This window comes from Dyella sp. ASV21 (assembly GCF_016428975.1).
GTDB lineage: Bacteria > Pseudomonadota > Gammaproteobacteria > Xanthomonadales > Rhodanobacteraceae > Dyella.
This window is the reverse complement of the sequence record NZ_JAELTT010000019.1, coordinates 1-22,451: the sequence shown is the minus strand read 5'-3', so window position 1 is coordinate 22,451 and position 22,451 is coordinate 1. Positions and strand designations below refer to the sequence as shown.

General features: G+C 64.8%; 17 protein-coding genes. 5 read left to right on the top strand and 12 right to left on the bottom strand.

Annotated features, from left to right (window positions below; genetic code table 11):
* Positions 1–4: 4 nt before the first annotated feature.
* The 3 genes from JHD67_RS08705 to phbB all read right to left on the bottom strand — a co-directional run bounded on the left by JHD67_RS08705 (position 5) and on the right by phbB (position 3,864).
* Positions 5–2,044, bottom strand: coding sequence for a PAS domain S-box protein (locus JHD67_RS08705; RefSeq protein WP_199098783.1), 2,040 nt, complete (start codon positions 2,042–2,044; stop codon positions 5–7).
* Positions 2,041–2,793, bottom strand: coding sequence for a response regulator transcription factor (locus JHD67_RS08700; protein ID WP_199098782.1), 753 nt, complete (start codon positions 2,791–2,793; stop codon positions 2,041–2,043). Before JHD67_RS08700 ends, JHD67_RS08705 begins: the two co-directional genes overlap by 4 nt.
* Positions 2,794–3,141: 348 nt before the next feature.
* Entirely contained in the window at positions 3,142–3,864 is a 723-nt protein-coding gene (gene phbB, locus JHD67_RS08695; protein ID WP_199098781.1) for an acetoacetyl-CoA reductase, read from the bottom strand.
* A gap of 39 nt (positions 3,865–3,903) precedes the next feature.
* Here phbB and JHD67_RS08690 point away from each other — a divergent pair, with 39 nt between their 5' ends.
* Entirely contained in the window at positions 3,904–4,773 is an 870-nt protein-coding gene (locus JHD67_RS08690) for a CBS domain-containing protein (protein ID WP_199098780.1), read from the top strand.
* A gap of 29 nt (positions 4,774–4,802) precedes the next feature.
* Positions 4,803–7,202 carry a phosphoketolase family protein gene (locus JHD67_RS08685; protein ID WP_199098830.1) on the top strand — a complete coding sequence of 800 codons (2,400 nt, stop codon included), beginning with the start codon at positions 4,803–4,805 and terminating at the stop codon, positions 7,200–7,202.
* A 16-nt stretch (positions 7,203–7,218) separates the two neighbouring features.
* Here JHD67_RS08685 and JHD67_RS08680 read toward each other — a convergent pair whose 3' ends face one another.
* The 8 genes from JHD67_RS08680 to JHD67_RS08645 all read right to left on the bottom strand — a co-directional run bounded on the left by JHD67_RS08680 (position 7,219) and on the right by JHD67_RS08645 (position 16,783).
* Complete coding sequence (locus JHD67_RS08680; RefSeq protein WP_199098779.1) at positions 7,219–8,640, bottom strand: APC family permease; 1,422 nt, start codon at positions 8,638–8,640, stop codon at positions 7,219–7,221.
* Positions 8,641–8,727: 87 nt separating this feature from the next.
* On the bottom strand, positions 8,728–10,143 hold the full coding sequence (locus JHD67_RS08675; protein ID WP_199098778.1) for a sugar porter family MFS transporter: 1,416 nt from the start codon (positions 10,141–10,143) through the stop codon (positions 8,728–8,730).
* Between the two features lie 50 nt (positions 10,144–10,193).
* A complete protein-coding gene (locus tag JHD67_RS08670) occupies positions 10,194–11,093 on the bottom strand; it encodes an SMP-30/gluconolactonase/LRE family protein (RefSeq protein WP_199098777.1) in 900 nt (299 codons plus the stop codon).
* Positions 11,090–11,854, bottom strand: a complete 765-nt coding sequence (locus tag JHD67_RS08665) for an SDR family oxidoreductase (RefSeq protein WP_199098776.1) — start codon at positions 11,852–11,854, stop codon at positions 11,090–11,092. The genes JHD67_RS08670 and JHD67_RS08665 overlap by 4 nt, the downstream gene beginning before the upstream one ends.
* Positions 11,855–11,894: 40 nt before the next feature.
* On the bottom strand, positions 11,895–13,043 hold the full coding sequence (gene dgoD / locus JHD67_RS08660) for a galactonate dehydratase (RefSeq protein WP_199098775.1): 1,149 nt from the start codon (positions 13,041–13,043) through the stop codon (positions 11,895–11,897).
* A complete protein-coding gene (locus JHD67_RS08655) occupies positions 13,040–13,684 on the bottom strand; it encodes a 2-dehydro-3-deoxy-6-phosphogalactonate aldolase (protein WP_343214340.1) in 645 nt (214 codons plus the stop codon). The genes dgoD and JHD67_RS08655 overlap by 4 nt, the downstream gene beginning before the upstream one ends.
* Positions 13,678–14,622, bottom strand: coding sequence for a 2-dehydro-3-deoxygalactonokinase (locus JHD67_RS08650; RefSeq protein WP_199098773.1), 945 nt, complete (start codon positions 14,620–14,622; stop codon positions 13,678–13,680). Before JHD67_RS08650 ends, JHD67_RS08655 begins: the two co-directional genes overlap by 7 nt.
* A 28-nt stretch (positions 14,623–14,650) precedes the next feature.
* Positions 14,651–16,783, bottom strand: coding sequence for a beta-galactosidase (locus tag JHD67_RS08645; protein ID WP_199098772.1), 2,133 nt, complete (start codon positions 16,781–16,783; stop codon positions 14,651–14,653).
* Positions 16,784–16,864: 81 nt separating this feature from the next.
* Here JHD67_RS08645 and JHD67_RS08640 point away from each other — a divergent pair, with 81 nt between their 5' ends.
* Both JHD67_RS08640 and JHD67_RS08635 read left to right on the top strand, forming a co-directional pair.
* Positions 16,865–17,887 carry a phosphotransferase gene (locus JHD67_RS08640; RefSeq protein WP_199098771.1) on the top strand — a complete coding sequence of 341 codons (1,023 nt, stop codon included), beginning with the start codon at positions 16,865–16,867 and terminating at the stop codon, positions 17,885–17,887.
* Positions 17,880–19,226: an aminotransferase class III-fold pyridoxal phosphate-dependent enzyme gene (locus tag JHD67_RS08635; RefSeq protein WP_199098770.1), complete on the top strand. Its 1,347-nt coding sequence runs from the start codon at positions 17,880–17,882 to the stop codon at positions 19,224–19,226. Before JHD67_RS08640 ends, JHD67_RS08635 begins: the two co-directional genes overlap by 8 nt.
* A gap of 21 nt (positions 19,227–19,247) precedes the next feature.
* Here the strand turns inward: JHD67_RS08635 and JHD67_RS08630 are convergent, their stop codons facing one another.
* The gene (locus JHD67_RS08630; RefSeq protein WP_199098769.1) at positions 19,248–19,967 is read right to left on the bottom strand and encodes a FadR/GntR family transcriptional regulator; all 720 of its coding nucleotides are present in this window, start codon (positions 19,965–19,967) and stop codon (positions 19,248–19,250) included.
* A gap of 571 nt (positions 19,968–20,538) precedes the next feature.
* Here JHD67_RS08630 and JHD67_RS08625 point away from each other — a divergent pair.
* On the top strand, positions 20,539–22,299 hold the full coding sequence (locus tag JHD67_RS08625) for a TonB-dependent receptor plug domain-containing protein (RefSeq protein ID WP_199098768.1): 1,761 nt from the start codon (positions 20,539–20,541) through the stop codon (positions 22,297–22,299).
* Positions 22,300–22,451 lie beyond the last annotated feature (152 nt).

Genomic DNA, 22,451 nt, shown 5'->3' with positions numbered 1-22,451 from the left:
GCCGTCAACCGGGTGCGTGGCTCGCTTCCAGCGCATGATGAATGGCGCGGGCCAGCCCTTCCTTGCGGTAGGGCTTGGGCAGCAACGCGAACCGCTTGAGCGCGGTGCCGTCCATATCGGACGAAATGCGTTCGTAGCCGGAAGTGAGCAGCACGGGCAGGTGCGGATGCTGCCGGCGCGCCGATTCGGCCAGGTCGACTCCCGTCATGCCGCGTCCCAATACGATGTCGGAGAACAACAGGTCGATATCCGGCCTTTCGCCGAGCATGCGCAAGGCCTCCTCGGCACCGCCAGCCTCCAGCGTGGCGTAGCCCAGCGAACGCAAGAAGCGTACCGCCAGATGGCGCACTTCCGGCTCATCCTCGACGACCAGGATGGTTTCATGGCCCACGCGCAGCATGGGTGCGGCCTCACTCTCAGGCTCGCTGGGCGAAGACGCCGTCGCCGGAAAAAACAGCTCCACCACCGTGCCGTAGCCAAGCTGGCTATCAATGGTCATGTAGCCGCCCGACTGCCTCATGAAGCCATACACCATGCTCAGGCCAAGGCCGCTGCCTTTGCCCGCATCCTTGGTCGTGAAGAAGGGCTCCAGTGCATGTGCGAGCACCTCGGGCGACATGCCAAGGCCGGTATCCTGGATTCGGAAAACCACCTGCGCGCGGCGCTCCGCGTCGACGCTCTCGCTTGCCTCCTCCCCGCGCACGGTAATATCGAGCCGGCCTCCGCGCGGCATCGCATCGCGTGCATTCACGGCCAGGTTGACCAAGGCGGCGTCGAACTCGGAAGGGTCCACATCGATTGCCGGCAACGCATCCGGGCAGGTGGCGGAGACCACGATACGCTCACCCAGCGTGGTTCCAAGCATCTCGCGCAACTCCGCCAGCAACTGGGTCGGTCGCGTGGGGCGCGGCGACAGCGGGCGGCGGCTGGCGAAGGAGAGCAGCTTGCTGGTGAGCCCGGCGCAGCGATCCGTAGCGCGGCTGGCGCTCTCCAATGCTTCGCGCGTCAGTGCATCGTCCGGCGCCGTGGCATCGAGCAGCTGCAGGTTGCCGGAGATAACGGTGAGCATGTTGTTGAAGTCGTGCGCAATGCCGCCGGTGAGCTGGCCGATGGCATCCAGTCGCTGTGCGTGAGCCAGTTGCTCCTCGCTGCGGCTGCGCTGCACGGCGGCGGCCAGCATATTGGCCACCGATTGCAGGAAGTGCATTTTGTCGTGGTCGAAGCTGCCTTCCTCGCGCGCCAGCACCAGCAGCAGGCCCATCGATTCGCGGCGATCGGGCAGGGGCACCAGGGCGGCATCCTTGAACAGGCCATCCACCAGTGCGGCGCGGGTGCACGCAAATTCGGGCGGCATGCCCTCGATGCCGGTGCCACCAAACTCCAGGCGCTGGGCATCGGCACCCCAGCGGCTCTCCACGAGATCCTTGCATACGATCTTTTGGACGGCGCGCGCGATGCCGGTGGAGGCGCGGCACTTCCAGCCGCCGCCGTGCACATCTCGGAAAAGGATCGCCGCCGCGCCAACGTTCAGCGCCGTGGCGATTAGCGATGGCATGTTGTCCACCGCCATCTCGTAGCTGGGCGACTCCAGCAATAGCCGGCTCACCTGGCCTGCCGCCGCGTCGTAGCGGGCGCGCACCAATGCCTGACGCGCGCGCTGCGTTTCCGAAATGTCACGTATCGAGGCGGCAAACAGTACGTCGCCACCGGTGCGGATGGGGCTTAGTCCAATCTCCACGGGAAAGGGGCTGCCGTCGCGACGCACGCCAGTCAACTCGTAGCCGGCGCCCATGGGGCGCACGCGTGGACTGCCCATGTACTGGGCGCGGTGCGATTGATGGGCCAGGCGCACGCGCTCGGGCAGCAGTACCTCGATGGGCTGCCCCAGCAATTCGTGCCGGCCATAGCCGAACATGATCTCGGCCTGCGGATTGGTCAGCACGATCTGGCCCTCGTGATCGACCACGATCATCGCGTCGGGCGCGGTATTGAATAGCGCCTCGAACAGGTCAGGCTGGATATCCGGTGCGGGCTCGGCGTTCATTCGCGGTGTACCCGCTCGGTCAGCATGTATCCGGAGCCCCGGATGGCCTTGAGCATGCTGGGGCGCGAGGCGTCCCGCTCAATCTTGCGCCGCAACCGCCCGATCTGCACATCGATGGCCCGATCGAACGGGCCGGCATCCCGGCCGTGGATGCGCGCCATGATGTCATTACGGGAGAGCACGCGATTGGGGTGCTCAAGGAACAACTTCAGCAGCTCGTACTCACCGGTGGTAAGCGGCACCTCTTCACCCTGCGCATCGCGCAGCACATGCGAGGCGATATCCATGCGATAGCCGGCAAATACCAGTACCGCATGATGGTTTCCCGGGGCCGGCTCGGCGGGCGTGCCACGCCCGGCGCGACGCAGCACGCTGCGGATGCGTGCCAGCAGCTCGCGCAACTCGAACGGCTTGGTCACATAGTCATCGGCGCCCAGCTCCAGCCCGACCACGCGATCCACCGACTCGCCACGCCCCGAAACGATGATTACCGGCCCGTGCCAGTGGCTGTGCAGATAACGGGTGAGTTCCAGCCCATCCTCGCCGGGCAGGCCCAGGTCGAGCAGGATCAGGTCGATCGGGCTCGCCTTGAGCGCCTCGCGCAGCTGGGCGCCGTTGCCGGCAGCGCTGACGACGTAGCCCTGGGTGCCCAGATAGCGCTTGACCAGGGCGGCGACTTCTTCATCGTCGTCCACCACCAGGATGTGTGGCGATGCAGGCGACGTCTTGGCAAGCTCGGTTACGGACACAGGGTCACCCGCATAGGCTTACAGGGAGTACGTCGCAAACCGGTCAGCGGCCGGGAGAGTGAGCGAAAAGATACATCGCTTGGGGCGACTTGAACATCGGGCGCCCCAGTGGCGCAGCGGGTGCCGCAGGGGCGGCCCGGCCGGCGCGGGATGGTTTTGGCGAACGGTGACGATGGGCCATCGCCAGCGCCGGTGCCCACCTTGTATCGGCGGTCCGTATTGGCAGCCGTTGCCCATGTCGCCGATACGTTCCGGCACGGGAGTGCGCTGCTCAGCCGGCAACGTGCCCAGGCGGTCCTGCGTAACAGGTCCAGCGCCTCATGCGTTGCGCTAATGTCCTGCGAAACGTCACGGCATCCACTGGCCGCCATTCACATCGAAGGTGGCGCCGGTGATGAAGCCGGCCTGGTCGCACGCCAACAGCGACACCAGTTGTGCCACATCTTGCGGCTGCCCAAGCCGCCCCACCGGGATGCCGGCTACGATGCCCTTGAGCACCTCGGCGGGCACCGCTTGCACCATGCCTGTTTCGCAGTAGCCGGGAGCGACGGTATTCACTGTGATGCCCTTGGGCGCGCTCTCCAGTGCCAGCGCGCGCGTGAAGCCGAGCACACCCGCTTTGGAGGCTGCGTAGTTGCACTGGCCAACCTGTCCTTTGCGGCCGTTGATCGAGCTGATGTTCACGATGCGCCCATAGCCTCGCTCGCGCATGCCCTGGATTACGCAGCGACACATGTTGAACAGCGAGTCGAGATTGGTGTGCATCACCTCCTGCCACTGCTGTTCGGTCATGCGATGAAGCATGGCGTCCCGCGTAATGCCTGCGTTGTTGACCAGGATGTCGATCGCACCCAGGTCGCGTTCCACCTGGGCGACACCCTTTTCGCAGGCGGCCAAGGTCGATACATCCCAGGCGTAAACCGGTATGTCCGTTTCCTGCTGAAAGGAATCGGCGGCCTCACGATGGCCCCGATAGACCGCCGCAACCCGGTGCCCGTGATCCCGCAAGGATAGGGCGATGGCGCGTCCCAGGCCCCTTGTTCCGCCCGTAACGATGGCTACCCGACTCATGCCGATCTCCCGTCGATGCGGCCATAAGGCGCCGTCGGCGTGCGCGGGCTATTGATGCCGATCAAGGATTGCGCGCAAACACCGGTGCCAGCGGTCATCCGGGGTTGGACATTGATCGACGTCAAATCCTCGCTCGCCTCGCCCGGGATACTGGCGTGGACCGAGGAGGGCGCCTTTATGAAAGTTTGCGATGCCATGAGCCGCCACGTGCAGGCCGTTCGACCTGGTGATTCCATCGCTGCGGCCATGGCGGCCATGCTGAAGGGTGGTTTCAGCGGCGCGCCGGTGGTGGATGACAACGGTGCACTGGTGGGCATGATTACGGAGGGAGACCTGCTGCACCGGGCCGAAACCGGTACCGACCGGCACCGCGCGCCGTGGCTGGAGTTCATCCTCGGCCCCGGACGCGTGGCGCGCGAGTTCATTGCCGCTAACGGACGTACCGTGCGCGAGTTGATGACTCCGGACGTGGTGGCGGTCGATGCCCAGTCGCCCTTGATCAACGCGGTGACATTGATGGAGAAACACCGTATCAAGCGCCTGCCGGTGCTACAGCAAGGCCGGCTTGCGGGCATGCTCAGCCGCGCCGACCTGATGCGAGCGATATTGCGTGCCATGCCGCAAGCCGCTGATGCGGCGGGCGAGAGTGATGCCTGCATCGAACAGCGCATCCAGCGGGCACTCGTTTCGCAATCCTGGGCGCCGCGGGGTACCACGCAAATCGTGGTTCGACAGGGCATAGCCGAACTGCAGGGCGTGGTCACCGAGGACGCGGTTCGGGCGGCACTCCACGTGCTGGTGGAAAACGTGCCGGGCGTACGCGCCGTGAAAGATAGACTCACCACCATCGAGCCGATGAGTGGCTGCATTGCCCGCGCTGCTCCCGACGACACCGGCGATTCGACATGATGTCGCCGCACGTCCAGCCGCGGACCGCCATGCCCGATGAGGATGCCCGCCTGCTCCGGCAGCCGTTGACCCACGATGCGCTGCTTCGCCTGGATGCGTACTGGCGCGCCGCCAACTATCTATCCGTGGGGCAGATCTATCTGCGGGACAACCCTTTGTTGCGACGCCCGCTGACCCTGGCGCACATCAAGCCCATGCTGCTTGGCCACTGGGGTACCACGCCTGGCCAGAACTTTATCTACGCGCACCTCAATCGGGTCATCCGTGCCTACGACCTCGACATGATCTATCTGTCCGGCCCTGGGCACGGCGGCGCGGCGGTGGTGAGCCACGCTTATCTGGAGGGGACGTACAGCGAGATTTATCCCAACATCGGGCAGGACGAGGAAGGCCTGCGACGGCTATTCATGCAGTTCTCGTTTCCCGGCGGCATCCCCAGTCATGCCTCGCCCGAATGCCCTGGCTCCATCCATGAAGGTGGCGAGCTCGGCTATTCGCTCAGCCACGCCTTCGGCGCGGCATTGGATAACCCCGCGCTGATCGCTGCCTGCGTGATCGGCGATGGCGAAGCGGAGACCGGCGCGCTGGCGACGGCCTGGCACTCCAACAAGTTTCTCGATCCGGTGGGCGACGGCGCGGTGCTGCCGATCCTGCACCTCAATGGTTACAAGATTGCCAACCCTGCCGTGCTCGCGCGCATCAGCGCCGAAGAACTGGAGCAATTGCTGCGTGGCTATGGCTGGTCACCCCTCCTCGTAGAGGGTGATGAGCCGATGGCGATGCACCAGGCCATGGCCGCCGCGCTGGACGAGGCTGTCGAGCGGATTCTCGCCATCCAACTGCAGGCCCGCCATGGTGGCGAAGCCACGCGTCCGCGCTGGCCGATGATTGTGCTGCGCAGCCCCAAGGGCTGGACGGGTCCCCAGTATGTGGACGGCAAGGCAAACGAGGGAACGTTCCGCGCCCATCAAGTGCCGCTGCCGGTATCGGCCAGTGCGCCGCCGGAACACTTGCAGCAGTTGGAGGCATGGTTGCGTAGCTATCGCCCCGAAGACCTGTTCGACGAACAGGGCCGATTGATACCGGACCTGCGCGCGATGGCGCCTACCGGTGATCGGCGCATGAGCGCCAATCCGCACGCCAACGGCGGCGTTCTCATGCGCGATCTGCGCATGCCGGACTTTCGCGCTTACGCATGCCCCGTGCCGTCGCCCGGCAGTCCAGGGATAGGTGACACCCATGTACTTGGGCGATTCTTGCGTGACGTGACGCGGGAGAATGCGGCGCAACGCAATTTCCGCATCGTTGGTCCGGACGAGACCATCTCCAACGGCCTGGAGGCCGTATTGGAAGTGACGCCACGGCAATGGGAGGCCACATGCCTGCCCGGTGACGAATCGCTGGCCACGCAGGGGCGCGTACTGGAGATGCTCAGCGAGCACCAGTGCCAGGGCTGGCTGGAAGGGTATCTGCTGACTGGCCGCCATGGCGTGTTCAACTGCTATGAGGCGTTCATCCATATCGTCGACTCGATGTTCAACCAGCACGCCAAGTGGTTGAAGGTCTGCGCGTCATTACCGTGGCGCCGCCCCATTGCTTCGTTGAACTATCTGCTGTCGTCGCATGTATGGCGCCAGGATCACAACGGCTTCTCGCATCAAGATCCGGGGTTCATCGACCATGTGATGAACAAGAAGGCCGACGTGGTAAGGGTGTACCTGCCACCGGATGCCAACTGCCTGCTCTCAGTGATGGATCACTGCCTGCGCAGCAGGAACTACGTGAATGTGGTGGTGGCGGGCAAGCACCCGGCGCCGCAATGGCTGGATATGGATGCCGCGGTAAAGCATTGCAGCGAAGGCATCGGTATCTGGTCCTGGGCCAGCAACGACCAGGAGGCTATCGCCCCCGACATCGTCATGGCTTGTGCGGGCGATGTGCCGACCCTGGAAACGCTGGCCGCGGTGAAGATCCTGCGCCAGCACCTGCCAGGCTTGCATATACGTGTGATCAATGTGGTGGACCTGGCGCGACTGGAACCGCCAAGTCGACACGCGCATGGCCTCAGTGACCAAGCATTCGACAGGTTGTTCACGCGTGACCGGCCGGTGGTATTCGCCTTCCACGGCTATCCGGCGCTGGTGCACAAGCTCACGTATCGTCGCGCGAACCATCGCAATTTCCATGTGCATGGCTACAAGGAGGAGGGCACCATCACTACGCCGTTCGACATGACCGTGCTCAATGAGCTGGATCGCTACCACCTTGCCATGGACGCGGTCGACCTGCTGCCGCAAACCGGCGCGCCAGGTACGTACCTGCGGCAACGGCTCGCCGAGAAGCTGATCGAGCACCGGCACTACATCAATACGCACGGGCAGGACATGCCCGAAATCGCCAGCTGGCAATGGCGCGCGCCGACGCGGTGAGGGTCAACGGCTTGAACTACGACACGGAAGGGGCCGCCGGGCGACGGGCGGACCAGCGGGCGCGTGCATAGAATGCCAGCCCGACACCGATCAGAAAGCCTGAGCCGCCCACCACCTTGCATAAGAACAAGATGGTGTTGCCGTGCTCGGGCGGGATCATCGAGGTAATGATCGCGGTGATGACCACCGCAAAGCCGGAAAGCCCGGCCAGCCAGACCAGCAGCATGCGCCCTCCCCAGGGGAGAGCGGCCGCCCGTGAGCGCAGCAAGGGATACGCCAGCAGGATATAAGTCAGGGGCAACAGCGACATCACGGCCGTCATGTCGATCAGGATGATGTAAGCCTCATGGATGCTTGCGCCCGACAGCGCCGCCACCAACATCAGCGAAGTCAGCACGCCTTGCACCAAGAGCGCGATATGTGGCGTACCGAAGCGCGGATGCAGTCGACCGAGCATCGCGGGAAGAAAACGATCCACGCCGACCACAAAGGGAAGGCGCGCGGTGCCCGTGACCCACGCGGCGATGGCACCGATGGTGCCGATGGTGACCAAGGCCGCCGTCAGCGCGCCGAACCAAGGCAGGCCCATGCGTGCACCAATGGCCGATAGTGCCTGCGGGATGCCGCTGATGATGTCGATGGTGGAGGTGGGCAGGGCGACCAGCAGCGCGGCCGTACCCATGATGTAGATCGCGGCGATGACGGCGCAGGAAATAAGTGTCGCGCGCGGAATCCGGCGCTCCGGGTCGCAGATCTCCCCGCCCATGATCGGGCCAAGCTCCAGGCCCTGGAACGCCAGGGCGATCGTCACCAGCGTGGCATAGGTGGAGAGCCTGCCGAAGTCAGGCACCCAGCTGCGCGTTATCAAGGCCGATGCTCCGTCAAAGCGATAGGCCGCCCAGGCACCGGCCAGCAGGATGATCGCCGCCGCACTCCACGTCGCGATGCCGCCGATGTTCTGCAGCCACTTGGCGCGCTCCAGCCCAAGAATGCCCAGCAGGGTCGCCAACCACAGCACCACCAGGCAATAGCCGAGGTTGTAGCCGGCATCGCTGGCCAGATGCACGTTCTGCTCGCCCCCGACATGCAGAAAGATGCCGGCACTGAACAGGAGTGCCGTGGGGAAATAGGCGAGATTGGAGACCCAATACGTCCAGCCGGCGATAAAGCCATGCACGTCGCCAAAAGCCGCCTTGGTCCAGAGGTAGAGGCCGCCTTGCCCCGGGATGCGCGCGCTGAGGTCCAGTACAGCCAGCGCCAGCGGAATGAAGAACCCGATCAGTCCAAGCACCCATAGCGCGATGCTGGATGGCCCGACTTGCGCCGCGATGGAGAGCCAGCGCAATGCAACGATGGCCGCGATATTGAACAGCACTAGATCCCAGGTGCCCAGTACTCGACGCAACCTGGGCATTTCGTTTGGCGACGTGGTGCTCATGCGGCGCGAATCTCCTGGCGTGGGGCGAATCCAACAACAGCAGACGGGCGGCTCGGCACAAGGCCCGGCGACGCCCGGTGACGGCGTTCAGGAGATGCGGCGGGTGTCCGCGGCCGATGTGCCAATGCGACGCAGTGGCAGCCCGGCCATCAGGTTGCGCTCTATCTGCTCCAGCGTCACGCCCTTGGTCTCGGGCACCAGCCAGATGGTGAGCACGATAAAGACCAGGTTGAGCCCGGCATACAGCCAGAACGTGGCCGCATTGCCGATGCCATGCAGCAGCGAGAGGAACGTGGCGCCGACCACCATGTTGGCGATCCAGTTGGTGAACGTGGAGCAGCCGATGCCGAAATCGCGTCCCTTGAGTGGCTGCACCTCCGAGCACAGCGTCCAGATCAGCGGGCCGGCCGACATGGCGAAGCCCACGATAAACACCAGCAACATCACGACGGTGAACAGTTGCTCGGCGTGCGTGGTCATGCCCACGTGCATCATGGTGCCGACCACGCCCAGGCCCAGCGACATCACCGCGAAGCCGGCATAGAGAATGGGCTTGCGGCCAAGCTTGTCCACCAGGCCAATGGCAATGAACGTAGCCAGCACATTGGTAAGCCCCACCATGGCGGTAAACCACAATTGCGCCTGCTGGTCGTAGCCGATGTTTTCGAAGATGCGCGGTGCGTAATACATCACCACATTCATGCCGGTGAACTGCTGCATCAATTGAAGCAGCACGCCCAGGCCGACCGAGCGGCGGAAGTTGCGGTTCTCCAGGAACAGGTGCCAGCCCCGCTGAGGCGTGCCGAGCTGCTCGGCGATATCGGCCATCTCCCGCTCCACCAGGGCATCCTCGCCGCGAAGGCGGCGCAGCACCTCGCGCGCATCCTGCGTGCGGCCGCGCATCATCAGCCAGCGTGGACTATCGGGTAGCAGGAACAGGCCCAGCAGGAACAGCGCGCCGGGAATGGCGATGACACCGAGCATCCAGCGCCAGTTGCCGCTGTAGCTGAAGGCGGTGTCGGACAGAAAGGCGACCAGGATGCCAATGGTAATCATCAGCTGGTAGAGCGAAATCATCGCGCCGCGAATCTTCTCCGGTGCCACTTCGGCCAGATATAGCGGCGCGGTGAAGGTGGCGATGCCGATCGCCAGGCCGAGCACGAAGCGCGCCAGCACCAGCACCTGCGCCGAGGCCGCGCCCCCGCACAGCAGCGAGCCGGCAACAAACAGGACCGCGCCCAGAATCAACGAGCGCTTGCGTCCGAGCAAGGACGACATCCACGACGCGCCCAGTGCGCCCACGGCGGCGCCCAGCATCATGGAGCTCACGATCCACTCGATCACCTGATCGGAGATCTGGAACTCCTTCTGTATGAACGGGGTGGCTCCAGCAATCACGCCGATGTCCAGGCCAAACATCAAGCCGGCCAGGGCCGCGAGGATGCACGTGAAGACCGCGGCAGTGCGGGCGAGATGGAGCGGAGATGTCGCAACAGCATTCATCGGGCGAATCCTACGGACGGTGGATAGCGACGGTATGGGACGAAAGCACCTTAGACGGGTGCCCCGCCGAAACGGGGTTCGGGTAAGCCGGGTGTGGATACGGTGGAATGGAACAGCGCGCCGGCCAACGGGTCGGCCGCCAACTCGTCCGCGCTCAACCCATCGCGAGCGCTGGTGACATAGAGCGTGTCCAGCCGGGGGCCACCCAAGGCTGGGCGCGTGGGCTGGTAGGCAGGCACATGCAGTGTTTGCAGCACGGTGCCGTTCGGTGCGTAGCGCACCACGCGCGCCAAGCCCCATTGCGCATTCCAGAGCGCGCCGGTGGCATCGACGCAGGAGCCATCGGGCTCGCCAGCGGCATCATTCAACTCGACAAAGGTGCGAAAACCGTGAAGCGTGTCGCCGTAGTCGCAGCAATCGATGCGGCGCGCCAGCGAATCGCAGTAGTACATGACGTCGCCCCGTGGGCTGAAGGCGATGCTGTTGCTGATCGCCACCGAGGGCAGCGGCAGGGGCTCCAGGCTGAGGTCCGTATTGAGGCGCCAGAAGCCGCCCTCGGTCCGCTTGGGGCCGGAAATTGGCTCGTGCAGGGTGCCGAACACAAAGCGTCCCTGGCGATCGCATGCGCCATCGTTGCAGCGCGTGGGCTGGCCCGGCTCGACCTCGTGCAGGCTACGCAGTGTGCCGTCGCTGAGACGAAAGAAGGCCAATCGGGAGGCCAGGGCGAGCAGCAGCCAGCCCTCTTGCGCGCACAGCGCAAACGACGCCAATCGCTCCGGCAGGGTCCATTGCTCGCGGCGATCGCTCGACGGGTGCCAGCGGAATAGTTGGCAACGCTGGATGTCCGTCCAGTACAGCGCCTGGGCGCGATCGCACCACACCACGCCTTCGCCCAGCACATTGGCAGCGTTCAGCGCGACCTGCATGCTATGTGGCGCCGCCTTGCTCATACCCAGCCGCCGTCCACGATGAAATCCTGGCCGGTGCACATGCGGCTGTCGTCGGCCGCCAGAAACAACGCGGCCCGTGCCAGATCGTCCGCCTGCAGCAGCCCCGGCATGCATTGCACGCGTTCAATTTCGCGGCGACCGTCATCATCCAGCCACAGTCGCGCCTGTTTCTCGGTAATCACCCAGCCCGGCACAAGGCAATTGATGCGGATGCGCTGCTTGCCCAGTTCGCGCGCCATGCCGTTGACGAAGCCTTGGATCGCCGCCTTGGCCATGGCATACAGCGGGTATCCACCGTTTTTCTTCATCCAGCCGGTAGAGCCCAGGCAGATGATGGAGCCGCCGCCCAATTGCTGCATATCCGCGATAACCGCCTGCGTGGCGAAAATCTGGTGACGCAAGTTAACCGCCACGTTGCGCTCAAAGGCACCGGCGTCTACGTCGGCCAGTGCATGACGGGCATCGTTGGCGGCGTTGTTGACCAAGACGCCGATCAGGCCGATGTGTTGCCTGGCCAGGGTCACCGCGGTCTGCAGGGCATCCACATCGGTGACATCGCAGTGCAGGTAGCGGGGAGGGTGGGGCGCATCGGCCAGTGCTTTACACAAGGCCGCCGCAGCGACGTCGTCCACGTCGAGAAAGGCGACGCGTGCGCCTTGCCGGGCAAACTGTTCGACAAAGGCCGCACCGATACCGCTGGCGCCGCCGGTAATCAGCACGCTACGACCAGCCAGGCTGGGATAAATGGCAAAAGCAGACATCGGTGGACTCCCCTCAAGCGACAACGCGTAACGCCCCTGTTTACCACTCGGCCACGCTGCCGTCGTCGTGTCGCCATAGCGGATTGCGCCAACGATGCCCCACGCGTGCGCGTTCGGTCACGTAATCCTGGTTGATCTCCACGCCCAGGCCGGGGCCGCCGGGAATGGCGACGTAGCCGTCTTCGTAGGCAAACACGCTGCGCTCGGTGACGTAGTCGAGCAGGTCGTTGGAGGTGTTGTAGTGGATGCCCAGCCCTTGCTCCTGGATAAAGGCGTTGTGGCACACCGCATCCAATTGCAGGTTGGCTGCCAGCGCAATGGGGCCCAGCGGGCAATGCAGCGCCAGCGCCACGTCGTAAGCCTCCGCCATGGCCGCGATCTTGCGGGTTTCCGTGATGCCGCCGGCGTGCGAAGGATCGGGCTGGATGATGTCCACGCCACCGATGCCTAGCACGCGCTTGAAGTCGTAACGCGTATACAGGCGCTCGCCGAGCGCAATGGGCGCGGGCGCAATGCTGGCCAGCTCCGGAATGGCGTCCAGATGCTCCGATAGCACCGGCTCCTCGATGAACATGAGCTTGTACGGCGCCAGTTCGCGCATCAACACCTTGGCCATCGGCTTGTGCACGCGACCGTGGAAATCCACGCCCAGGCCGATATCCGGGCCTACCGCCTCGCGCACTGCCTGCACGTTCTCCAGTACGCGCGCAACCTTCGCGTGGCTGTCGACGAAGTGCATTTCCTCAGTACCGTTCATCTTCACCGCCGTGAAGCCACGCTCCACCGCGGCCTTGGCCGCGAGTGCGGTGTCGGCCGGGCGGTCGCCGCCAATCCACGAATACACGCGAATGCGATCGCGCACCGGCCCACCCAGCAGCTCGTGCACCGGTACGCCCAGGTGCTTACCCTTGATGTCCCATAGCGCCTGATCAATGCCGGCGATGGCGCTCATCAGGATCGGGCCGCCACGGTAGAAGCCGCCGCGATACATCACGTTCCAAAGGTCCTCGACGCGGCGAGGGTCCTTGCCGATCAGGTAATCGGAGAGCTCCTCCACCGCGGCCGCCACCGTATGCGCGCGACCTTCCACAATGGGTTCACCCCAGCCGCAAATGCCGGCATCGGTATCGATGCGCAGGAACAGCCAGCGCGGCGGCACCAGAAAAGTGGTGAGGCGGGTGATCTTCATGCACGGTGTTCCTTTGAAGGTTTGGATAGTGCCGCCCAGGCGCTGGCGAAGGCGCGGGCACGCAGCGCCACTTCATCGATCGCCAGCCCGGGGGCGTACAGGGCGGAGCCGATGCCGAAGCCACGCGCGCCGGCGGCGTGCCAGGTCGCCATGTCCCCGGGCGCGATGCCGCCCACCGGCAGCACCGGCACCTGCGCCGGCAGTACGGCGCGCCAGGCCTTGAGGCCTTCGGGCGAAACCTGTTGGGCAGGGAAGAGCTTGAGCCCATCGGCGCCCGCGGCGATGGCGCTGAAGGCCTCGGTGGGCGTGGCGACGCCGGGCGTGCACAGCATGCCCGCTTGCTTGGCGGCGCGGATGACTGCCGTATCGGCGTGCGGCATCACCACCAGGCGCCCGCCCGCCGCGGCCATCTCGTCCACCTGGGATGGACTCATGACGGTGCCGGCGCCGACCAGATAGCCATCGCCGAGCGTGTCGGCAAGGATGCGGATGCTCTCGTACGGTTGCGGCGAATTGAGCGGCACTTCGATAAGGCGAAAGCCCGCCTGGGCGAGCACACCGCCTACAACGGCCGCCTCGTGGGGGCGAATACCGCGCAGAATGGCAATGAGCGGCAGCGGGTCGAGCCAGGTATTCAGCACGTGGGCGCACTCCCGGGCGCTTTGTGCCCGTCGCAGGAGATGAGGCCGGCGCGGCAGGCGATCTGCCATAGGCCGTGTGCCGCGGCATCTGCCGCAGCACGCGTGAGCGTGCGCTCAAAACAGCGCGCGGCGCGTTGATAGCGTTCGCAGAGTTCCGGCTCGCCGATGAGTTGCAGCGACTCGCCCGGCAACTCGCGCAGCACGGTCAGCTGGGAGCGCAGCTCTTCGCCGATCAATAAGCCCGACAGGTAGTCCGGCACTTCATCCGGCGAAAGCGACCCATCGAGCATCAAGGCGCGCGCGGTAAACAGGCGACTGAGTGCGCCCTGCGATCCACTATCGCGCGCCGCACATACGCCACGCTCGAACGCCTGGGTGCTGGAGACGCCATCCGACACGCCTGTACCCAGTATCGATTGATGGCGGAGCAACGCATAGAGCTCGCCGGTCATGGCCGTGTGGAATGCGGTGATGCAGCCATCCTGCACGCTGACCCATTTGCTGTGAGTGCCGGGAAGAATCCAGATGGAATGCGCGGCGCGATCGGGCTGCTGGCTCAATGCGCCGAGCACTTGCGTTTCCTCGCCGCGCATCACATCCGGCGCCTGCGCATCGTGCACACCCGGAACGATATGCACCGGTGCGCCATCGGCGGCCTGAAGCGTACCTAGTCCGGCACTGAGGCGATCGAGGTCGGCCGGGAGTGCGGCATAGGGCACTTCCAGCCAGCCATGGCGACTGCCCACCATGCCGCAGGCAAGGCGCGAAAGCGCAGGCCATCCCGCGGTGATCTGACTCAGTGCGGCGTCAAAGCCGCCGGCTGGCAGCTGCCGCACACCCCAGGGTTCGCTTCGCTGATCGACCACCCCGCCGTGCTCGTCGAAGCGATACGCGCGAAGCCGCGTGGTACCCCAATCCAGTCCGATCAGGCCGCTCATGCGCAGGCCTCGCCGTGGCTTGCCCGCATCATGGTGTGCGCTCCTTCCACACCAATGCCTGTGCCGGTGCAAGCGGGAGTTGGCCATGGACCAACTGCGCGCCGGCCGGCAGCGCCGCCTGGAACGGGGCCGTGTTGTAGTTGACCATGAAGTAGTAACCGCCGCGCCACTCCAGGAACACGCCGGTGGGCAGGTCTTCGATGGCGACACCCGCGCGCTGGTACACGCTGCGCACTACCTCGCGCTCAAGGGCGCCGTCATCGGTGGAGACGCCGATCATGGTCACCGTGCCCTTGCCGAGCTTGCGCGTGGTCGCCGCAGCCTTGCCGGCGTAGTAATGATCCGCATACGTGGCGAGCACTTCGGTGCCTGGGCGCGGGGAGAGGATGTCCGCCCAGCGATGCCATTCGTGCTGCTTGCCGCTCGCGGCCACGGCGGCCTTGGCACTGGCGGGGAGCATGTCGAAGCCATCCACGTCATCGCCAATCAAGTCGAGGATAGGGGCAGCCCATGGCCCCTCATGGAAATGGCCCAGGGCATTCTTCTGCCCGGAGCGGCTGGTCAAAATGAGATGACCACCTTGCTCTACGTAATGGCGCCACTTCTGCACCAGGACATCGCTCACCATCTGGTAGGCCGGTGCAATCAGGAACGGATAGCGGCTGAAGTCATCGCTCTCCGCAATGAAGTCCATCGGCGCGCCCGTGCTCTTGACCGCCAGCGTATAGCCGTTGCGATAGGACCAGCTATTCCACAGGCTGGTCTGTGGCTGGATTTCCAGGTCCCAGAAGACGTCGTGATTCCACAGATAGCCCGTGCTGCGCGCGGCCAGTGCCGCCGGCAACCTGGCATGTGCATCGAGATGCGGCTCCAGCGCCTGGATTTCGTGCATGGTGTCCACGAACTCACGGCCAGTGCGCGACGGGGTTATGCCATCCGTGCCGACGATACCTTCGTGATACATCTCGCTGCCGCGCAGCGGGTGGCGGTAGCGGTAGGTGCTCAGCAGCGAGGCGCCCGAGGCAAAGGCGTGCCAGATCCACATGCCGACCGCGCCGGGCTCGGGCTGCGGATTGATCTCGCCCCAGTTCACCTGGCCCGGCTGCAGTTCCATTACGCCGAACGTACCAGTGATGGGTCGGTAGTACGCTGCCGCCTCCATCAGATTGGCGGGTTTGCCGATGGCGTAACTGTCGCCGCCCAGTACGTTGGCGCCGGCCACCGGGTAGAGCGTGAAGGTGGTGAAATCCATGCCGTGGCTGCGGCGCGGATCGGTGGCCGTGGTCACGTTGGTGTAGTTGGTGGTTACCCACTGTTGCGGCGCGGCGTACTTCTTGATGACGGCCGCCTGGCCATCCAGAAAGCGCGCAGTGGTGTCGGCCTGGAAGCGCGCCAGATCCACCAGGGCATGCGGACTGAGCTTGTCTTCCGCGGCCAGCGTGGCGTTGGGCAGCAGCACCTGGTTGAAGTGGGTATAACGGGTGCTCCAGAACGAGCCGCCCCATGCGGCGTTCATCGCCTCGATGGTGCCGTACTTGTCTTTCAGCCATTGCTGGAAGGCGAGGCGGGCACTGTCGCTGTAGTCGGAAAAACTGCCCGGTTCATTGTCTATCTGCCAGCCCCACACGCGGCGATCGTGCCCGTAGTGCTCGGCCATTGCGGTCACCAAGCGCGTCACGAAATCCCGATAGCGTGGATTGGACAGCGACACCTCGGCCCGGATGCCGTGTTCATGGCGCTGGCCGTGATCGTCAACGCGATACACCTCCGGGTAGTGCTCGCCCATCCAGGCCGGCGGCGCGGCCGAGGGCGTGCCGAGAATGACGCGCAGCCCGGCCTTGTCGGCAAGATCAATGGCCTGGTCCAGCCAGGTGAAGTCGAAGCGGCCTTCCTCCGGCTCCAGGTACGTCCAGCTGAACTCGGCCATGTGCGTGAAGCCAAACCCGAGCTTGGCGATGCCGTTGAAGTCGCGTTGCCATTGTTCGCGCGGCCATTGCTCCGGGTAGTAGAACACCCCAAAGCTCATCGCTTCGCGCTGATGCAAAAGGGCGGCTCCTTGCGGCCGCCCGGCATCGCGATGCGCGGTCTGAGCCGGGTCGGCCCAGGCGCTGGCGATCAGCATGGCAGTGGTCAGGGCGGTGACAAGCAAGGGCCGAAACATGAGCGAGCCTCTAGTCCGATTCAATTGTCAAATTATACTACTATTAGGTTGCCCGCAATGCTTGGAGCCGTGAGCGAACCGATGGATAAACTCTCCCCCGAAGCTGCATCGACACTCGCCAAACGCCACTGGCACATCGAGGGCAGCGTCAGCGCATTGCCGTCCTATGCCGACCAGAACTTTCGTATTCGCGCAGCGCAGGGCGACTACGTACTCAAGGTAGCGCACCCCGACTGGTCGCGTCCGGACATTGAGCTGGAGAACCTGGCCATGATGGCGCTCGCCGAGCGCGAGCCATTGCTGGGCTGCCCGCGCGTGCAGCTCACCGACGGCGGCGAGCACCTGTTGTCGCTGACATGGAGCGGCCGCCCTCAATGGGTGCGCATGCTCAGCTATGTTCCCGGCGACACTTATGCGGAGGCCATCGAAACTCTGTCGCAAGCGCATCGCCCTGCGCTGCACGAAAGCCTTGGCCGCGCGGTGGGGCGCCTCACGCGTGGCCTGCGGACCTTCCAGCATCCCGCGGCGGAGCGGAAGCACGACTGGAACCTGATGCGGCTTCCAGCGCTGCTGGATGAGGTCCCCCATATTCATGACGATCGGCTGCGCGACCTGGTGCGCTCACACGCAAGGATGTTCTGCCTGAGCCTTGGGTCGTGGCGCGCCGAGCTTCCCGTCACCGTGCTGCACAACGACGCCAACGACCTCAACGTGATCGTGGTCGACCAGCCGGGCATCGGCAAGCAAGTGGGTGCCGTGATCGACTTTGGCGACATGTGCACCAGCTTCCGCCTGGCCGACCTCGCCATCGCCTGCACTTATGCCATGCAGCACGAGGCTGATCCGGTAGCCTGTGCGCAGCGCATCGTGGCCGGTTACCTTGCCGAGCAGCCGCTGAGGCGCGCGGAGCTCGAGCGCCTGCATGCCTTCATTCTTGCGCGGCTGTGCCACAGCATTCTCATGGCGACGCGCACGCACCGGGCGCAACCGGACAACCCCTTCGTAATGGTCTCCCAGCAGGGCGTGCAGCGCTTGCTACGCCACCTGGCCGCCATCGAACATAACGCCATCGTGCGCCCCTTCCTGGAAGCAACCCATGACTGATGCCCGCTCCCCCGGCGCGCCGCGTGACCCCGCCGTACTCGCCGTCCCCGTGCGCGACAGCAGCGAAATCCTTCGCCTGCGCAAGGAGCACCTCAACCCGACGTTGAGCGTGTCCTATCGCGAGCCACTGAAGATCGTCCGCGGCGAAGGCGTGTGGCTGTATGACCCGCATGGGCAGGCATATCTGGACATGGTGAACAACGTCTGCCACGTGGGGCATTGCCATCCGCGCGTGGTGCGGGCGGGGCAGGAGCAGATGGCGCGCCTCAACACCAATACGCGCTACCTGCACGACAACATCGTGGAATACGCACTGCGGCTCACCGCCACTTTGCCCGCGCCGCTGTCGGTGCTGTTCCTCACCAACTCCGGCACCGAGGCCAATGACCTCGCGCTGCGCCTGGCACGGGCGCACACCCAGGCCCGGGGCGTTGCCGTGATTGACCATGCCTACCACGGCCACTCACCTTCGATGATCGAGCTGAGCCCCTACAAGTTCAACGGCAAGGGCGGCAGTGGCGTCAGTCGCCATGTCGGCGTACTGCCCATGCCTGATACCTATCGCGGCCCGATTGGCGCAAGCGCGGAAGCGGGGCGGCAATACGGACGCGCCGTATCGCCCGTGATCGAGGCACTACGCGCCAGGGGCGAGCCGCTCGGCGCGTTCTATGGGGAATCGCTGCTTGGCTGCGGCGGCCAGATCGTGCTGCCCGATGGCTACCTTGCCGAGGTCTATGCCGCGGTGCGCGCCGCGGGCGGGCTGTGCGTGGCCGATGAGGTACAGGTGGGCTTCGGGCGGGCCGGCGAACAGTTCTGGGCATTCGAATGCCAGGGGGTGGTGCCGGACATCGTGACGCTGGGCAAGCCCATCGGCAATGGCCATCCCATGGGCGCGGTTGTCACAACGCCCGACATTGCCGCGAGCTTTGTTACGGGCATGGAGTATTTCAATACGTTTGCCGGCAACCCGGTCTCCTGCGCCATCGCGCTGACCGTGCTCGACGTGATCGCCGAGGAGCGCCTGCAGGACAACGCGCAGCGCGTGGGTAGCTTCCTGATGGATGGGCTGCGCGAACTGCAGCGGCGCCACGAATGGATCGGCGACGTGCGTGGCCGCGGCTTGTTTATCGGGGCCGAGTGCGTGCGCGATCGCGACAGCAAGGCACCCGATGCTCCGCGCGCCAAGGCCGTGGTCGAGGCGATGAAGGCTCGCCATGTACTGCTATCCACGGACGGGCCGGATGACAACGTGCTGAAGATCAAGCCGCCCATCGTCTTCAGCCGGGCTCATGCTGAAGAATTCCTGGGCAAGCTGGACGAGGTGGTGCGCCAGCTGTAGCGGCCGTCGCCGCAGGCGAGATCAGCGCGCCTTGCGCGTGCTCTTCTTGCGGCGCTTTGCCAGGTTGGCGCGTGAGTCGGCAATCATTGCCTGCATGGTCTTGCGCGCCACTTCCGGCTGATTGCGCCGGATCGCGTCCAGCACCTTGTGGTGCTGGGGCAGGGAGTATTTGAAGTCGCCCGCCGTCTGCGCCGACAGCACGAAGAACATGCCAAGCACGCTCTCGATCACCGAGAACAACGAGATCATCAATTCGTTGCCGGTGGCATGCAGAACAGCGTTGTGGAAGCTGAGATCGGCCACGGCCCATTCACCGGAATCCTTGGCGGCTTCCATCTTGCGGTAGGCGGCGTCGATCTTGGCGAGCTGTGCGGCGCTGCGGCGCTGTGCGGCCGTAGCGGCCGCCGCCGGCTCAATCAGTTCGCGCATCTCCACCAGTTTTTCGATGAAGTCATCCGTGGGCATGGTGGCGCAGCGCCAGGAGAGCACATCGGCATCCAACTGGCTCCAGGCATCCATCGGACGCACGCGCGTGCCGGTCTTGGGGCGAGATTCGATCAGTCCCTTGGCGGACAGCACCTTGAGTGCCTCGCGCAGGGCATTGCGGCTTACCTGCATGCTTTCGGCAAGCGTGTCCTCGCGGGGCAGCACATCGCCAGGCTTCAGCTCACCACCCACAATCCTCGTGCCCAGCTCACGCACCACCTGGCCGTGCAAACTGCGTGCATCCGTCGCTTTCATGCTGAACTTTTCTCCACAGAGCGTGACGCCCGCCGCGGGTTACGCCGATGCGCACCACAGGCCCGCCACTTGGCGCAAACGCCACCGCATGCTGCGGTGCAACGCTAGCGGGAATTTATCATACAAATGCAACAAGCGACGTTCGCGTCCGGCGTCGCAGAACCGCATGCAGCCCAGCGCGGCGTCGACCTGGGAGCGCCTTCTCCTGGCCATGCGTGGGCTGTCGGGCAGCAATGCCAGGCGCCTGCATTCATCCACCACGCATGCTGCGGCGCGTCACCCGGCGCGCTCGCGTCGACCGCCATGCAACGCAGATGACGACACGTGGGGCGTTGGCCGTAACCGCGCCGACTGGCGTCATACCGTTACTTTTGACGTATCGTACTATGGTAGGACAAATAGAAAAATATGCGCTAGGATGCCAACCCACCACGTGGCGGCTCGCGCAGCACGCGCCATGGACCGGGGCGAAACGCGCCGGCACCCAGGCGGAGAGGGCGGCGCACGACCGTGAGAAAAGCGACGACATCAAGAACGCAACGTTCATATGTTCCGGGGAGGAACTTTCGAAATGAAAGGTTGGAAGCAGATCGATAAGCGCGCGCTGGCCACGGCGATCAGCGCGGTGCTCATGACCGGTGCGCTGCACGCCCAGGACGCATCCACGCCGACCCAGCAAACGCAGAGCCCGCCGGCCAAGACGCAGGCGTCGGGCGATCCGCGCCAGTCGTCCTCGGCATCGGCCAACAAGACCGTGCAAAGCCTCGACCAGGTGGTGGTCACCGGTAACGCGACCGCCGGCGGCATCAAGAAGATCGATGCCAGCTACTCCATCACCACCGCCACGCTGCAGCAGATCAAGGAACTCAATCCGGTCAGCGTGGCCGATCTGCTCAAGATCTCGCCGGGTATCTACCCGGAATCCTCGGGTGGCCAGACCGGCGCCAACATCGAAGTGGCCGGCTTTCCTTCCGATAGCGGCGCGCCCTTCGTCACCCTGCAGCTCAACGGCTCGCCCCTGTTCCCCAAGTGGGATTACTTCACCGACGCCATGGTGCGCCTGGATGACACCATCGACCGCCTCGAAGCAGTGCAAGGGGGCACCTCGGTGCTCTATGGCAACGGCCAGCCGGGCTTGATCGCCAACTTTATCCTGCGCGAAGGAAGCAGCACGCCCACCGGCGACATTGGCGTGACCTATGGCTCGGAAGGCATGGTGCGCGTCGACGGTTTCTATGGCTTCCCGATCGGCAAGGACAGCGGCTGGTACGGCAGCATCGGCGGCTTCTGGCGCAAATCCGATGGCGTGCGCGATCCGCAGTTCGCCGCCGACAAGGGTGGCCAGCTCACCGCCACGCTGAGCCACGACCTCGAACATGGTTCGTTGATGTTTTACGCGCGTGAGCTGAAGGACAAGAACCAGTTCGTTACGGATACGCCCATTCTCAATCCCGCCCCGGGCCGCTTCTCCGAATATCCGGGGTTTAGCCCGCTCACGGGCACGTTCGGCAGCAACGCCAACCGCTACCAGTTCCTTGAGCTTGCCCCGTGCTACACCGCCGGCTGTTCGCCTTCCGGGCAGAACATCGACATGGCGAATGGGCAGGGCGGTGACGTGCACATGCTCGGCGCCAACCTGGATCTGGCGTTCGACAATGGCTGGTCGCTATCCGACAAGTTGCTGCTGGTCGCGGGCGACATGGACACCACGGCATTCTTCAGCACCGGCGACAATCCGACCACGCTGTCCAGTTTCATCAGCGGCGCGGCCGCCTCGTTTGGCCTGCCGAACAACCTGACCGCCACGGCCACGTACCGCAATGGCCAGCCGGCCAACATGAACGAGAACGTTACCGTTCAGAACCCCGAATACATCCACAAAAAGATCCAGTCAGCCAGCAATGAGTTCCGCCTGAGCAAGGAAATCTTCGAAGGCAACACGCTCACCTTCGGCAACTACACCGCGGTGTACTCCGAACACCACCTTGAAGAAGACGGCCTGAACATGTTGCTGCAGGCCAAGAACAACCCGAACCCCATCGTGGTGAATCTGTCGGACGGCACGCACAACTACGCACTCACCGACTCCCAGGGTCTGTTCTGGAACAACCAGCCGCAATCGTGGATGGCCTTCAATGAGAAATGGCACGCCACCACCACGGCGTTCTACCTGGCGGACGAGTGGAATGTCGGCAAATGGCGCTTCGACGGCGGCGCTCGCATGCAGCATGACGATATCGGTGGCTGGTTCCAGAACACCGCCTCGGGTGACCTGGATAACAACCCGTACACCTGTCTCTTATACACATCTCCGAGCCCACGAGACCCGTGACCGAATCTCGGTTTCCGGCTTGTGGGTGTAAAAAGGGGGGGGGGGGGGGGGGGGGGGGGGGGGGGGGGGGGGGGGGGGGGGGGGGGGGGGGGGGGGGGGGGGGGGGGGGGGGGGGGGGGGGGGGGGGGGGGGGGGGGGGGGGGGGGGGGGGG

Excerpts from the sequence above, each read along its gene's own strand:
- JHD67_RS08665 (WP_199098776.1), bottom strand. The coding sequence starts at position 11,854 with ATGTCTGCTTTTGCCATTTATCCCAGCCTGGCTGGTCGTAGCGTGCTG.
- JHD67_RS08630 (WP_199098769.1), bottom strand. The coding sequence starts at position 19,967 with ATGAAAGCGACGGATGCACGCAGTTTGCACGGCCAGGTGGTGCGTGAG.
- JHD67_RS08640 (WP_199098771.1), top strand. The coding sequence starts at position 16,865 with ATGGATAAACTCTCCCCCGAAGCTGCATCGACACTCGCCAAACGCCAC.
- JHD67_RS08680 (WP_199098779.1), bottom strand. The coding sequence starts at position 8,640 with ATGAGCACCACGTCGCCAAACGAAATGCCCAGGTTGCGTCGAGTACTG.
- JHD67_RS08650 (WP_199098773.1), bottom strand. The coding sequence starts at position 14,622 with ATGAGCGGCCTGATCGGACTGGATTGGGGTACCACGCGGCTTCGCGCG.
- dgoD (WP_199098775.1), bottom strand. The coding sequence starts at position 13,043 with ATGAAGATCACCCGCCTCACCACTTTTCTGGTGCCGCCGCGCTGGCTG.
- JHD67_RS08635 (WP_199098770.1), top strand. The coding sequence starts at position 17,880 with ATGACTGATGCCCGCTCCCCCGGCGCGCCGCGTGACCCCGCCGTACTC.
- JHD67_RS08645 (WP_199098772.1), bottom strand. The coding sequence starts at position 16,783 with ATGTTTCGGCCCTTGCTTGTCACCGCCCTGACCACTGCCATGCTGATC.
- JHD67_RS08670 (WP_199098777.1), bottom strand. The coding sequence starts at position 11,093 with ATGAGCAAGGCGGCGCCACATAGCATGCAGGTCGCGCTGAACGCTGCC.
- JHD67_RS08705 (WP_199098783.1), bottom strand. The coding sequence starts at position 2,044 with ATGAACGCCGAGCCCGCACCGGATATCCAGCCTGACCTGTTCGAGGCG.
- JHD67_RS08685 (WP_199098830.1), top strand. The coding sequence starts at position 4,803 with ATGCCCGATGAGGATGCCCGCCTGCTCCGGCAGCCGTTGACCCACGAT.
- phbB (WP_199098781.1), bottom strand. The coding sequence starts at position 3,864 with ATGAGTCGGGTAGCCATCGTTACGGGCGGAACAAGGGGCCTGGGACGC.
- JHD67_RS08675 (WP_199098778.1), bottom strand. The coding sequence starts at position 10,143 with ATGAATGCTGTTGCGACATCTCCGCTCCATCTCGCCCGCACTGCCGCG.
- JHD67_RS08625 (WP_199098768.1), top strand. The coding sequence starts at position 20,539 with ATGAAAGGTTGGAAGCAGATCGATAAGCGCGCGCTGGCCACGGCGATC.